General features: G+C 49.2%; 11 protein-coding genes. 6 read left to right on the top strand and 5 right to left on the bottom strand.

All coding sequences use genetic code 11. The features are described 5' to 3' along the window. The first annotated feature begins 112 nt into the window (after positions 1–112). From DRJ53_RS13130 to ccoG, 3 genes are all read left to right on the top strand, one after another. A complete protein-coding gene (locus DRJ53_RS13130; protein ID WP_114236094.1) occupies positions 113–310 on the top strand; it encodes an ATP synthase subunit B family protein in 198 nt (65 codons plus the stop codon). 16 nt (positions 311–326) lie between these two features. Further along, the gene (locus DRJ53_RS13125; RefSeq protein WP_114236093.1) at positions 327–1,214 is read left to right on the top strand and encodes a cbb3-type cytochrome c oxidase N-terminal domain-containing protein; all 888 of its coding nucleotides are present in this window, start codon (positions 327–329) and stop codon (positions 1,212–1,214) included. A 262-nt stretch (positions 1,215–1,476) separates the two neighbouring features. Further along, positions 1,477–2,913, top strand: a complete 1,437-nt coding sequence (gene ccoG, locus DRJ53_RS13120) for a cytochrome c oxidase accessory protein CcoG (RefSeq protein ID WP_114236092.1) — start codon at positions 1,477–1,479, stop codon at positions 2,911–2,913. A 254-nt stretch (positions 2,914–3,167) separates the two neighbouring features. On the opposite strand, the gene DRJ53_RS13115 is transcribed toward ccoG, so the two are convergent. The 3 genes from DRJ53_RS13115 to DRJ53_RS13105 form a co-directional block, all read right to left on the bottom strand. Then, positions 3,168–3,905, bottom strand: coding sequence for a DUF72 domain-containing protein (locus DRJ53_RS13115; protein WP_114236091.1), 738 nt, complete (start codon positions 3,903–3,905; stop codon positions 3,168–3,170). Between the two features lie 123 nt (positions 3,906–4,028). After that, positions 4,029–4,427, bottom strand: a complete 399-nt coding sequence (locus tag DRJ53_RS13110; protein ID WP_114236090.1) for a response regulator — start codon at positions 4,425–4,427, stop codon at positions 4,029–4,031. Between the two features lie 46 nt (positions 4,428–4,473). Next, positions 4,474–7,278, bottom strand: a complete 2,805-nt coding sequence (locus DRJ53_RS13105) for a PAS domain-containing sensor histidine kinase (RefSeq protein WP_114236089.1) — start codon at positions 7,276–7,278, stop codon at positions 4,474–4,476. Between the two features lie 557 nt (positions 7,279–7,835). On the opposite strand from DRJ53_RS13105, the gene DRJ53_RS13095 reads away from it, so the two are divergent. Together DRJ53_RS13095 and DRJ53_RS13090 are read left to right on the top strand one after the other, a co-directional pair. Further along, positions 7,836–9,092 (top strand): putative DNA modification/repair radical SAM protein, encoded by a 1,257-nt coding sequence (locus DRJ53_RS13095; RefSeq protein WP_114236087.1) that lies wholly within the window; start codon positions 7,836–7,838, stop codon positions 9,090–9,092. Positions 9,093–9,207: 115 nt separating this feature from the next. Continuing rightward, positions 9,208–9,999 carry a TIGR03915 family putative DNA repair protein gene (locus DRJ53_RS13090; RefSeq protein ID WP_114236086.1) on the top strand — a complete coding sequence of 264 codons (792 nt, stop codon included), beginning with the start codon at positions 9,208–9,210 and terminating at the stop codon, positions 9,997–9,999. A gap of 128 nt (positions 10,000–10,127) precedes the next feature. On the opposite strand, the gene pafA is transcribed toward DRJ53_RS13090, so the two are convergent. Beyond that, entirely contained in the window at positions 10,128–11,762 is a 1,635-nt protein-coding gene (gene pafA / locus DRJ53_RS13085; RefSeq protein WP_114236085.1) for an alkaline phosphatase PafA, read from the bottom strand. A gap of 413 nt (positions 11,763–12,175) precedes the next feature. Here pafA and DRJ53_RS13075 point away from each other — a divergent pair, with 413 nt between their 5' ends. Then, positions 12,176–13,435 (top strand): aminotransferase class I/II-fold pyridoxal phosphate-dependent enzyme, encoded by a 1,260-nt coding sequence (locus tag DRJ53_RS13075; RefSeq protein WP_114236083.1) that lies wholly within the window; start codon positions 12,176–12,178, stop codon positions 13,433–13,435. A 350-nt stretch (positions 13,436–13,785) separates the two neighbouring features. Here the strand turns inward: DRJ53_RS13075 and DRJ53_RS13070 are convergent, their stop codons facing one another. Then, a complete protein-coding gene (locus DRJ53_RS13070; RefSeq protein ID WP_114236082.1) occupies positions 13,786–14,502 on the bottom strand; it encodes a sulfite exporter TauE/SafE family protein in 717 nt (238 codons plus the stop codon). Positions 14,503–14,509: the final 7 nt, after the last annotated feature.

The raw sequence follows: 14,509 nt of genomic DNA, 5'->3' as shown, positions 1-14,509 counted from the left end.
TGTACGATTGCGGATTTACGATTAGGGTTTACAATAAAGCAGAACCAAAATCTAAATCAACACCTAAACGGCAATCGTACATCGTAAATCCCAAATCGTAAATCCAACGAACATGCTCAAATACATCAAAAGCTACGCAGCCTCCATCAGCGGCATCGATATTTATCCCATCATTTCGCTGATGATTTTCTTCCTGTTTTTTGTAGGCGTTTTGTACTACGTAAAAAAGATGGACAAAGGCTTTGTTTCCGATATGAATCACCTGCCCCTCGATGGCGGTGAGATTGCAAACACAAATGCACAACCCTAAAACTTAGCTGATCAAAATGAGAACGTTTAATAAATATGCCGCGGCCGCTATTGTTATCCTGCTGACGCAGGCGCCGGCTTGGGCACAGGACGCCGCCGCAGATGTTGCCGAAAAAGTGCCAGCGGCCAACGAAGGATATTTTTTCTGGGGCGTTGCCACGGCGCTGCTGTTCCTGGTATTTTTCCTGTTTACGGCAATAGCACGCATTTCATCGGTAGGCAAACAGGAAGAAGCTGCCGTGCCGGGTGAAAGTATGTGGACCCGCCTCGACCGAAAGTTTTTTACCAAGGCCATACCGGTAGAAAAAGAAAAAGACCACCTGCTCGATCATGATTACGATGGCATCCAAGAGCTGGACAACTCGCTGCCGCCCTGGTGGAAAGCCGGTTTCTATTTTACCATCGTTGTAGCCGTTATTTACATGCTGCGTTTTCATGTGTTCGATATGGGCCCAACACCCGAAGAAGAATACAAGACGGAAATGTCGCTGGCTGCTGCACAGATTGAAGAATACCGCAAAAACTCTGGTGAAATGGTGGACGAAAAAACCGTTACCATGGCCGATGCTGCAGGTATTGAAGACGGTGGCAAAGTGTATACACAAAGCTGTATTGCCTGCCACGGCGCCAAAGGCGAAGGCGGTGTAGGTCCCAACCTCACCGACGACTTCTGGCTGCACGGGGGCAGCATCAACGATGTGTTTAAGACCATCAAATTTGGTGTGCCCGACAAAGGCATGCAGGCATGGGAAAAAATGCTGTCTCCCACACAGATCAAGAACATTGCATCATACATCAAAACCCTGCGTGGCACCAACCCGCCCAATGGCAAAGCACCACAGGGCGACGAGTATAAAGAAGAAGCTGCACCTGCTGCTGAAAGCACTGCCGCTACTGGAAAATAAAAACAACTGAAATGGTACAAAGCCCGGTCTTTTTTGGCCGGGCTTTGTTGTTGGTAGCTGTTTCCAGCGCGTGTATTGAATTTTAATTGACACACGCAAATGATGCTTCTAATTTCTGACGTATTGCAAAGAAAAGATGACAACCCAGCCAACGTAAATCATATCAATTGTTGTTGCAAACTGACCAAACTCAGTCCATAGGTTTTTGCTCATTTGTTCCTTTGTTGCTTAGCCGTTCCATAAGCTTCAAACAACGAAAACCATGAACAACAACACACAAGAAACCTTGGACCTGGCGGAAAAGAAAAAGGTGCTCATCGACCAAAGTTTCCGGGATTCTGTTGCCACCATTTCCAAAGAAGGGAAACGCAATTTTATACAACCCAAAAAGCCCAGAGGCAGGCTGCACCGCATGCGCAAAATTGCCACGCTGGTGTACCTCACTATTTTCTTTGGATTGCCTTTTATAAAAGTGGCCGGCCAGCCCCTGTTCCTGTTCAATGTAATGGAGCGAAAGTTCATTTTCTTTGGCCAGATCTTTTGGCCGCAGGACTTTTTCATCTTCGCCATTGGCTTCCTTACGTTCATGGTTTTTGTGATCCTGTTCACCGTGGTGTTTGGCCGCGTTTGGTGCGGCTGGGCCTGTCCGCAAACGGTGTTTATGGAAATGGTTTTTCGTAAAATTGAATACTGGATCGATGGCGATTCGGCTGAACAGCGCCGGCTAAAAGAAATGCCGATGAACGCCATGAAGCTGCGCAAACGAGCCACCAAAATCACCGTGTTTTTTGCCCTGTCGTTCCTCATTGCCAATTTTGCGCTAGCTTATCTGGTGGGTATGGATGGCGTGCTGTTGATGGTGAGCGAAGGCATTGCAGCGCACCGCGGCACGTTTGTTTCGCTGCTTGGATTCACCACTGTTTTCTTTTTTGTTTTTTACTGGTTCCGGGAGCAGGCCTGTATTGTAGTGTGCCCATATGGCCGCTTACAGGGTGTGCTGCTCGACCGTAAAAGCATCGTGGTGGCTTACGACTATGTTCGGGGCGAACCACGTGGCAAGCTTAAAAAAGTAGCACCTGTTGAAGACAAGGGCGATTGCGTGGATTGTTTTGCCTGTGTAAGTGTTTGCCCCACCGGCATTGATATCCGCAACGGCACCCAGTTGGAGTGCATCAACTGCACAGCGTGTATTGATGCCTGTGATGCCATCATGGAGCGCATCAACAAGCCATTGGGTTTGATCCGCCTTGACTCGGAAGAAAACATTGCACAAAAGCGCCGCACCAAGTTTAACTGGCGCCTGGCTGGTTACTCCGGTGTGCTTACTGCATTGCTGGGTGTGCTGGTGTTTTTGTTGGTGAGCCGCGATGATGTGGATGCAACCGTGCTGCGCACCTCCGGTCAGATTTTTCAAACGCTGCCCGATGGCCGCCTGTCGAATCTATACAATATTAAACTGGCCAATAAAACCCGCAAAGATTTGCCCATGACCCTGAAGGTGGAGAACATGAAGGGTGAAGTGGCAGTAATTGGAAAACCTATTGTTGTGCCAGGTGAATCTTATTTCCAGGCGCCGTTTTTTGTAAAAGTGGATAAAGACCAGATCACCCGCCGCAAAACAGAACTGGTGATTGGCGTATATGAAGGGAGTGAAAAAATCAAGACCGTCAAGACCACGTTTATGGGACCGGGTTTTTAAGGGATGATGGATGGTAGATGATAGATGATAGTTGATAGTCAAGAGTTGAGGTAAGCTTCAATAGTTCAAAATTTAAAGCGTTACCACCTTAATAGACTTGTGCATTTTTTGTTTAGACATACCTACAGCCCGTGGTTTCCACCACGGGCTTCGTCATTGCGAGGCGCGGCAGCACCACGCTTTCCGATGTTGCTGTTGCGCCGAAGCAATCTCCTAATATCGTTGAGAAATTCTCTATTGATAAATCAAACCTTTCACTGCGGTTCATTTCCTTGCTGCGCCCACTGCTGCATAAACCTTGCGTTATCAATAGCTGCACCCGATGCCGTATTATCAAAGAACACAAAAGCCTCTTTTGAATAGGCCAGCTGATTCCCGATCTTTCTCAGGTATGCGTCGGCGTAAGGTGAGTGGTACAAATGCGGAACACCATGCAGGCGGTAATAGCTTACCGGTTGGTCTTGCGGAAAAGCATCAGGCAGGCTAGGGTAGGAGGTGCCCGATACGACGATGTTGTTGTGCTGCAAGGTTTCCCAAACCTCGCTTTGCCACCAGCTTTCGTGGCGGAATTCCACCACGTTCACAAAGTCGTGGCGCATGTGTTGGATGATGTTTTCCAAAGCTTCTTCGCTGTATGCAAATGAGGGAGGTAATTGAAACAGCACGGCGCCCAATTTTTCGGCCAGGCCCATACGCAGTACTTTGTAAAAATCATCCACTTCGGTGTGGGCGTTTTTCATTTTTTTCAAATGCGTGACCACCCGCGGTGCCTTGGCTGCAAACAAAAATCCTTCGGGAGAACGCCGGTACCAACCCTGCAACATGCCCAGTTGTGGAAAGCGGTAAAACGTAACATTCAGTTCCAGCGTATTGAACTGCGTGCAGTAGTGCTCAAACCATTTAGCTGCGGGCAAGCCTTTCGGGTAAAACCTATCTTTCCATTCTTTATACGAAAACCCCGAGCACCCAATATGCCAATTTGTTCGTGCCATATCTGGGGAGATGCAAAGGGTGGTCCAGAGTAGTGCGAAGTCCGTAGTCTGAAGTCTGAAGTCCGAAGTGAGGCAATTAGCGGCACCCATTTTCGGACTTCCGTCTTCGGTCTTCCAACTTATCTACAACCACAACCGCGCAATCGCATCGGTCAGTTCAATCATTTTATTGAATGTATCAGGCTTTGTTATAAAACAATTGGCGCCGAGGGCATAAGCATTTTGCCGGTCGCGGGCCGATGAAGAAGTAGTAAAAACAAGCGTAGGAATGGCGCTAAAGCGTTCGTTGGTTTTGATTTCTTTCAGTGCCTCGCGGCCATCTTTGCCGGGCATGTTCAGGTCGATGAGAATCAGGGCGGGCATTTCGGCAGGCGTAAATGCATCCAGCATTTTCAGCAGCCGTTCGCCGTTTTCAACAAACATATAATCATGATCGGGATAACGCGATACAAACGCATCCCGAATGATCTCGCGGTCATCTGCATCGTCGTCTACAATAATGATCCTGGGTGGTGGTTTCATATGCCTGTTTTCTAATCTGATGATCGTTGATTCCTGTTCGTTGTTGCTAACCGGCCGCCGGCTGATGTGCCGGAAGGATGATGGTAAATACCGCACCAGTGCCCAGTTCGCCCTGGGCATAGATTACGCCGCCATGGTGTTCTATAATTTTTTTACAAATGGCCAGCCCAATGCCCGAGCCCTCGTATTCGGAACGGCCGTGCAGGCGCTGGAACAGCAAAAATATTTTACCTGCATTCTCCTTTTCAAACCCGATGCCGTTGTCAGACAATTCGATTTTTAAATAGCTGGGTGCCGGCGCCAGTTGAAATGCGGCAACATCCTCCGGTGCCAGGTAACTGTGGGTGATGCTGATTTGCGGCTGTACACCATCGGCCACAAATTTCAATGAATTGGAAATAAGGTTTTGAAACAACTGCCTGAACTGCGATACAACGATACTGGCCTCCGGCAATCCATCGGACAGCACCTGCGCATTTTTTTGTTCAATTTTAAACTCAAGTGTCTGCAATGTATCGGTCAATACTTTTTGCAAACTATACTGTTCGTACGACCTGTTGCCCGAGATCATCGAAATCGACAACAGGTCGGAGATCATGGTTTGCATGCGTTGCGATGCATCGATGATCTTGGAAAGAAACATTTTGCCTTCGGGACTTAGCTGCTCGGCTTGTGTAGCCGCCAGCCGGTCGCCAAAGGTGGAAATCTTGCGCAGCGGCTCTTTCAAGTCGTGCGATGCAACATAGGCAAACTCCTCCAGGCTGGCATTCGATTGCTCCAGCATAAACGAGTTTTGCAGCAGCGTTTTTTCCATGTCTTTGCGCTTGCTGATGTCCAGCGCCGCGCCAACAATCTGCACCGGCCTGTCTTCATCATCGGTACGAAACACCACTTCCCGCACCAGGAACCAAATCCATTCGCCCGACTTATGCCGCAAACGGCATTCGTATTGTATCATCAGGTCGGATTGCTGGATATGTCGTTCGCTTTGCGGCCGTTCGGGCAACAGCGCATAGTCTTCGGGGTGATACAGTTGGCCCGTAACCGTTGCACCCATGTCAATGATTTCTTCGGGGGTATGTCCCAAAACAAAATACACCTCGCGGTTTACATAAGCCAGGTGGCCGCCGGGCACATCATACACATACAAAATGGTAGGAGAGGCGTCGGCTATATTTTGAATGAACTGTTCCTGTTCCTCGATTTTCAACGAGGCCTCCTGCTGGCCGGTCACATCGAGCATAATGTGCAGCACATGCTCCACAGCACCCTCTGCATTGCGGTCGAACACGGTGACATAAGTGTGAAACCACTGGTAATTGCCATTGCTGTGGCGGATGCGGTACGTTGCCTCCACTACAATATCATTGCGGTCCGGATTGCGGTTTGCTTCTTCCAGCAACGATGCAATTTTTTCCCGAACGGCTTCCAGGTCTTCGGGATGAATGTGCTGTTGTATAAATGCAAAGCCGCCTTTGCTGGCTTCCTGCAAATCGTAGCCGAGGAGTTTATATAACCCCTGGCTCATAAATGTGTTGTTGCCGTTGTGCACATTGTATGCTGCAATAGCCGCAGGCGTGGCATCGGTAATGCGGCGCAGGAAAGCCTGGTTTTCGTTCAACTCCTGTTGTACCCGGTGCTGGCTGGTTACATCTTGCAGCGTGCCGGCTACTTTTACCGGTTGCCCATCGGCGTTAGTTACCACTTCGCCTTGCGCCTGCACGGTTTTAACGCTGCCGTCGGCTGCACAAATGCGGTGGTGGTTTAAAAAAGAGGCCTTATTCGTAAGTGCTTTTTGAATTTCGGCTTGCACCAAATGATAGTCGTCGGGATGGGTCAATTCCTTGATCTCCAACAGCAGAACCGGCCGGTTGGCGGGCTGCAAGCCGTAAATGCGGAATAACTCCTCCGACCACAACACCTGTCCTGATGCCAGGTCCCAGTCGTAGTGTCCAATATGTGTGCGGGCTTCGGCTTGTCGGTAGCGTTTTTCACTTTCCTGCAGTTTGTAAGTTGCTTCTTTTTCCGCTTGTATGTTTAATATGTTGCCAATGATCTCCGACGGCATACCTGCCGCATCTCTTTTGAAAACGCTGAAGTAATTGCGCATCCAGACAAAAGCGCCGTTGTGCTGCCGCATCCGGAATTCAAGAATGCGCACCTCGCTGTCCTGTGCGCTGCTGATTTCTCGTAAAAAATGAAAGGTGGCCGGCAGGTCGTCGGGGTGTATGATCTGCTCAAAAACCGACGAGCCCATGTTGATCAAATCCTTATTGGAAAAACCAAAGAATGTTTCGGCCGTTTTGTTGGCATACAGCACCGAATAACGCCGCAGGTCAAATAGATAGATGATCCCCGGCGAAGTGTTGGTGATTTTGTTGGTAAGATAAGCCTGCTCTTCAATCTTGGCGCCCAAAATATCGAGGTAGGAAGAAAAAGAAGCGCTTTCCGTTTTCATGGAAAGAAAATCAAGTTCCTGTACCAGTTGCAGCAATTGGTTGGTACTGCTGCAATAAGCAGGTGCAAACTGCAACATGGCTTGTTTGCGCAGGTAATTAACCAGCGTAATATCGCTGTCCGTAATGGCTTCCTTATCTATTTCCGGCAGCATGTTCTCTTTCCACAGCCGCAGGTTGTTTTCTATTTGTTCAGCAGCTTTGTTATCGGCCAACTGGGTTAAATATTCGTGGGTGGTTTGCTGGTAAAAAGCGGCTCTTTTTTCTTCGGGCAGCTGCTGCACCACAACGAGCAAGGGCACCTGCAGCACCTGCGCATATTTAATTTGGGCGGCAACAAATTCGTCGAAAAAATTATCGCGCAGGTGGCGGGCAAACGCCGGTAGCTGCTGCATCTGATCAAGGCTGGTTATCGGCAAAAAAGTTGTCTCCACGTTTGCGCTTCGTTTTGTTTCAGCCTGCAGTGCATGCTGATGTTGGTTAGGGTTTATCAGGTCAAATATAAAACTGTGCCTTCATTAATCATTGCGTCCATTGCTATGCGATGTACAATAGCAGTGATCACTGTATTGCATGTTGCAACAATTAACGAATATGCGTGCACATGATGCGTTTTTTCGAAGCGACATGATCATGTGCAATTACATAGGGATCTTTTACTTCCGCTATAATGAAAATCTAATACACTGGAAGGATTTCAATTGCGCCAACTTCGTTATCCGCTTGCTACTGCAGTTTTTGCAAAATCTATAAACGTCAATCTCACTTAAGCCTCCATTCGTTCCCTAAAAAAGCATATGCAAACCTAAATCCAATTGTTCAACAATTTTGTTTTAATATAAAATAAACTTAAACAAAAAATATTGCGTCTCAACTACTTATCCCGTCTGTTTGTAATCATTTAAGATTTGATTGCTACAATATTTAGTATTTTTGACCCTCAACGAAAAGCATGAATGAACGGGTTTTGGAAAAGCTTTCAATACTGGCCGATGCCGCCAAGTATGATGTTTCCTGCTCCAGCAGCGGCAGCAACAGAAAGAACGAAAATGGCGGGTTGGGCAATGCCGAAGGAATGGGTATTTGTCATGCTTATACCGAGGATGGCCGCTGTGTGTCGCTGCTGAAAATCCTGCTCACGAATCATTGCGTCTACGATTGTGCCTATTGCGTTAGCCGCAAAAGCAACGACATCAAGCGGGCCGCATTTACCGTACAGGAAGTGGTAGACCTGACCATTAATTTTTACCGGCGCAATTATATCGAAGGACTGTTCCTTAGTTCCGGCATTTTTTCAGACCCCGATTTTACAATGGAGCGCCTGGTGCGCATTGCCAAAAAGCTGCGTACCGAGGAAAACTTCAACGGTTATATTCACCTGAAAGCAATACCCGGTGCTTCCGATGATTTGATCAGGGAGGCGGGCTCATACGCCGACCGCCTGAGTGTGAACCTGGAAGTGCCCACCGAGCAAAGCCTGCAGCTACTGGCGCCGGATAAAAGCCGCAAGGAAATGGTGCAACCGATGAAGGTGCTGCAAAATGGGATTAAAGCCAACCGCGATGAACGCAAGGTATTGCAGGCTGCGCCGCTGTTTGCGCCGGCAGGGCAAAGCACACAGATTGTGATTGGGGCTACACCGGAAAGCGACTGGCAGATTTTAAAACTGTCGGACGGGTTGTATAAGAAAATGGAATTGAAGCGGGTGTTTTATTCCGGCTATGTGCCCATCTCCAACGACAACCGCCTGCCTGCGCTGGGCACGCCGGTGCCGATGGTGCGGGAAAACCGCTTGTACCAGGCCGACTGGCTGCTGCGCTTTTACGATTTTGATGTGGATGAACTGATCTCGCCGGAAGATCCTTTTCTGGACATGCAGATTGATCCCAAATTGAACTGGGCTTTGCGCCACCTCGACCAGTTTCCCGTTGACATCAACAAAGCCGACCTCAATGTGATCAAGCGCATTCCGGGTATTGGTGTAAAAACAGCGGAAAAAATATGGAAGGCCCGCAGGTTTGGAAAGCTCAATTGGGAGCATTTGAAAAAGTTCAACATCGCCGCCAACAGGGCCAAGTATTTTATCAATATGCGGGTGGATGATTTCCAGCGCAAAGATTATACACCGCAACAGATCCGCAATTTTATTTTGCAAACATCGCACAGCAAATATGCACCCAACCACTCACCGCAACTGCAGTTGTTTTAGCAGTTTAAAGTTTCAGGTTTAACGTTCAAAGTTGTTTGCTGACAACTAGTTCATTTTGCATTTAAACTAAACCTCAAACCTTCAACCTTAGACCTGAAACTTTAAACCTCACTCCATGCAAACAGTGCTCTACGACGGTTCTTGGGATGGCTTTTTGTGTGCCGTGTTTGATGTGTATGAGTATAAGTTTACTGATGCGCAGATTGTGCCGGAGCATCGGTTCAATGGCAACCTGTTTGCCACCGTGCACCATGCACGGATGGAACAGGTGCACAGCCAGCGGGTGTGGAAAGGGCTGGAGCGGATCCTGTCGGTCGAGGCTACAACTGCACTGTACCGCGCCTTTTTATCGGAAGAAGCCGAAAGCGAAGGACATTTGCTGGCTTATATCCGCTATGCATTTGCATCGGGCGGCAATATGGAAGACGACCTGGGGCATGCATCGGTTTTGTACGTAGTGCAAACTGCACGGCGGGTGTGGCGCGAAAAGCACCGCATGGAAGCTTTTGTGCGGTTCCAGGAAACAGCCGACGGAATGTATTGCGCATTCATTGAACCCGATCATGACGTACTGCCCATCATATCACCGCATTTTGAGGCCCGTTATGCCGACCAGCGCTGGATGATTTACGACACCCGCCGCAAGTATGGCATTTACTATGATGGCAGCACCGTAGCTGAAGTGGACATTTCCTTTGAAGATAAGATCGACGAGCACAATATTGCGCCTGCCCATGCGCCAAACGAAGCCGCGTACCAGGCGCTGTGGCAACAGTATTTTAAAAGCGTAAACATTGCCGCCCGGAAAAATACAAAGCTGCATGTACAGCATATGCCGCGCCGCTATTGGAAAAATCTGCCCGAAAAGCAGCCAAGCGTTTCGCCTGCTTTTACAAAGAAGAAGTAAGACGAGCCGTTTTTCAACTCATTTCAGTTGTGTCATAGCTTCTTTAATTCACAAATTCTTTTGCATATAGTGCAAAAAAAAGTCCGCAACCTTTTACCGTTGCGGACTTCCAATAAATTCAGCTCAATCTATTTCGCTGCGGGCTGTGATGACGTAATTTCCGTGATTACATGCCCGATGTTGGCGTTTGGCATTTGTACCTGCAGCATAGCCGCCAGCGTAGGCGCAATGTCGGTCATGTAGGTTTCACGGTTTAGCTTGCCTGGTTTGATGTTCCAGCCAAACCACACCAGCGGAATATGGGAGTCGTAGGGGTTCCACAAACCATGCGTGGTACCTGTGGTGCCGCCGTCAAACCATTGGGGCTTGTAAATGTATTGCACATCGCCGCTCAGTCGCTGGTTATATCCGTTCACTACCATCATGTGCAGCTTCTCGGGCAGGTTGGCCGCATTGATGCTTTCCAAGTCAAATGCTTTCGATACGGCACCGGTTTTCAGCAGTTCACGAATGATGGAAGTCTTTACCGCAGACCGGTTCAAGCCAGCTTTTGCTACTACATCGTTGTTCAAAAACACCTGGTCGTTGTAAATGGTGAGCACAATGTTGGCCGTGTTGAATTCCTGCTGCAGCGCATCATTCAGCCGTTGGCGCAGGTTGCGTTCGGTGGTTACACCGCCCGGTATTTTATGTTCTTGTGCAAAAGCCGGCACATGCGCCACGCCATGGTCAGCCGTCAAAAACAACAGGTATTGCCCTTTGCCGATCTTTTGATCCAGGTATTTTAAAAACGTTGCAAACTCGCGGTCAAAGCGGAGGTAAGTGTCTTCCACTTCAATGGAGTTAGGCCCAAATGTATGCCCGATATAATCGGGTGACGAAAACGAAAGGGCCAGGAAATCGGTCGCTTTCCCGGTGCCCAGTTGCTCGCCTTCAATAGCCGCTTTTGCCATTTCAAAAGTGTAGCTGTTGCCCCATGGCGTATGCCGGAACACATCATAACGGTTATTGGTAAGCGATTCTGTAATGTGGTCAAATGCATTGTCCTCTCCATTTAGCCGGCCTTCATATGGCTTATCGTCGGCGGTGCTTTGGCGGTATGTGTTGAGGGGGAACAAGGTTTTCCAGTTGCCTTTCAGGTATTGGTCGGGCAGTTTGCGGCCATTGAACTGCTGCACCCATTGCGGCAATTGTTGCATGTAAAAAGTGCTGGTGATAAAGCCGCCGCTGGCATTGTCAAACCAGTAAGCAGCATTGGCTGTGTGGCCTGCCGGCAAAATAGCGCCGCGGTCTTTCAGTGCAATGCCAATGGTTTTGCCGGTAAAATTATTCGCCAGGCGCAGTTCGTCGGTAATGGTACTAGCCCACATGTTGCGCGGCGATTGTTTGCCGGCGGTTGATGTACTGCCCACTGTTTGTACCGAATCGTCTTCCGTGCAATACACCGAGCGGCCCAGTTCGCGGCTATACCAGTTGTTGCCTACAATGCCGTGCAGCGATGGGACTGAGCCGGTGTACACACAGGTATGGCCGGGGGCGGTATAAGTTGGCGTGTACGGGATCAGCGTGTTTTCGCAGCTGAAACCTTCGCGCAGCAAGCGTTTAAAGCCATCGGCAATATAGCGGTCCTGGTAGCGGTACAGGTAGTCCCAACGCATTTGGTCTACCACCACGCCCACCACCAATTTTGGTTTTTGTGCGGCGGCTGGCAGCGTACAACAAAACAATAAAAGAAGTGCAATGAACCGGGTGCGGCTGATCATCAGGCAATTATTTTAGGGCCCCAAAAATACGGTTGTGCCGCTTACCTGCCACCCGGCGCCCCATTTGGTAAGGATTAATTGATGTGGCTGAAAATTTACCTAACAGATTAACAATTTTGTAAACCAACAACAATGCGTCACGCAACGCCTGCTGCGACGCTCCGTTCATCGTCCCGATCCGCTGCTGATCTTTTCTTTTAAACGCAGATGCAACTTTTATCACCCCATTTTTAAAACCAATACAGTTGTGCCGCAACCAAAACAGGTATCCACTGGAGGGCCAATATGTTCACAAATAGGGGCGCAGGTCACCAACACATCTGCTACAATTGCTTATTTTTGCGCCAATTTTGCGGCTGGGCTTGGCCCATGCCCCAATTGTTCAGCATCAAATACCTTCAATTTACCCCTATATGGCAGATATCTTTGAGCGACTCGTGAAAAACTACGGCCCTTTGGGTCAGCACCGGGAACGTGCCCATGGTTACTTTGCATTTCCTAAACTCGAAGGCGACATCGGCAGCCGCATGCAATTCCGCGGCAAGCAAGTTGTAGTTTGGAGCCTCAACAACTACCTGGGTTTGGCCAACCACCCCGATATCCGCAAGGCCGATGCCGATGCATCCGAAAACTTTGGTTTGGCTTACCCCATGGGTGCCCGCATGATGAGCGGCAACTCCAATTACCACGAGCAGCTCGAAAAAGAACTGGCCCAGTTTGTAAGTAAAGAAGACGCAGCCCTGCTCAACTTTGGCTACCAGGGCATGGTGTCCATCATCGATACGCTGTGCAGCCGCCACGATGTGGTGGTGTACGACTCCGAAAGCCACGCCTGCATCATTGACGGTTTGCGCCTGCATGTAGGCCAGCGCTTTGTGTTCAAGCACAACGACCTGGTAGATTTTGAAAAGCAAATGCAGCGTGCCACCGCATTGATCGAAAAACAAAATGCCGGCGGTATCCTGGTGATCACCGAAGGCGTGTTTGGCATGGCCGGTGACCAGGGCAAACTGAAAGAAATTGTTGCGCTGAAAAATCAGTACGATTTCCGCCTGCTGGTGGATGATGCGCATGGCTTTGGTACTTTGGGCGAAACCGGCGCTGGTGCCGGCGAAGCACAGGGTGTGCAGGACGGCATCGACCTGTATTTTTCCACTTTTGCCAAATCGATGGCGTCGATCGGTGCATTTGTTGCCGGCGACCGCACCATCATCGATTATATCCGCTACAACATCCGCAGCCAGATTTTTGCCAAGAGCCTGCCGATGCCGATTGTTATCGGCAACCTGAAGCGCCTGGAAATGCTGCGCACCATGCCCGAACTGCGCCAAAAGCTGTGGGACAATGCCCTGAAACTGCAAGCCGGTTTAAAGGAGCGTGGTTTTGACATTGGTAAAACCGATACCATGGTAACGCCGGTGTACATGCTGGGTGGGGTAGAAGAAGCCACAGCTATGGCCATGGACCTCCGTGAAAACTATGGCATTTTTGCTTCGGTGGTGATTTACCCGGTAATTCCAAAAGGGCACATCATTTACCGCCTGATTCCTACAGCAGTGCACACCGATGCTGATATTGAAGCAACACTCCACGCCTTCAGCGAAACAAAAGCCAAGCTGGATGCCGGTGAATATAAAGTTGAAGCCATCCCTGATATGGCCGAAGCACGATAGAACTTTTTATTTTATCAAAAAAGCCTCCGCATTTGCGGAGGCTTTTTTGTTGCTCCGAATTTTTTGGCTTGGAAGAATAATTAAGACCCGATCAACATTATTGTTTCGTTTTTGCCAATACGAAATGCAACTACCACCTTTCGTCGCTGTCATGCCGAACTTGTTTCGGCATCTCCTGCATCTCGCGGAGTTTAATAAAGGACAAGGAGATGCCGAAACAAGTTCGGCATGACAACACTAGCAGGCTATGCCATTTTACTTGTGGCAAGAACAAATCAATCTAAATAAGCTTGGTCGACTTATGGGAGGTAGTTTAGAAAAGGTTTCTATCTGCAGCTAATTAAAAATGTTTAATGACACGCCGCTGCACTCCCCTTCGCTAACTCCGGCAATTGTGGGCTAATAAAAGGAATGCCCAAATTCAGCCCCCGCAGCACCAACAGCGTACCCATCACCAACAAGAAAAGGGGCACCGCCTTGCGCAACCGCAGCCGCATTTGCTGGTTCATATAATTGCCAAAAAATACCACCGCCAGCATGGCCGGAAAAGTACCCAATCCAAACGCGGCCATGAACAGGCTGCCTTTGATTGCGCTACCGGTAAGAAAAGAAGAAGTAATGGCGAGGTACACGAGGCCGCATGGCAGCAGGCCGTTGAGTACGCCAATCAGGTAATGCGCACCATAATGCCGGGCGCTAAAAAGCGAGGCCAATGCACCGCGCAATTTCAATAAGGGCTTGTTGGTCGCATTGGTAAGTCCTGCCAGCCCTTTCCATTTTACCGGTGTCAGCACGTAGATCAAAATGCCTGCACCCAACACTATTGAAAATACTTGTTGGGCTTTTCCGGAAAGAAAAACCTGACCGGCCAGCCCAAGCACCAGCCCCAGCAACGCGTAGGTAGTTATTCGGCCCAGGTTGTACAACGCGCCGCCTACGGCTCTGCCCGTTGCATTGCGGTGACCCATGGGCAAGGCCAGCGCCAGCGGGCCGCACATGCCAATGCAGTGCAGGCTGCCAACGGCGCCCATCACAAAAGCTGCTGATATAGTTTCAGGAATGGTCATTAATCGG

The sequence above is a fragment of the Paracnuella aquatica genome (assembly GCF_003332885.2).
Lineage (GTDB): Bacteria > Bacteroidota > Bacteroidia > Chitinophagales > Chitinophagaceae > Flavisolibacter > Flavisolibacter aquaticus.
Note: the sequence above shows the minus strand (reverse complement) of the source record. Positions and strands in the feature narration are given on the sequence as shown.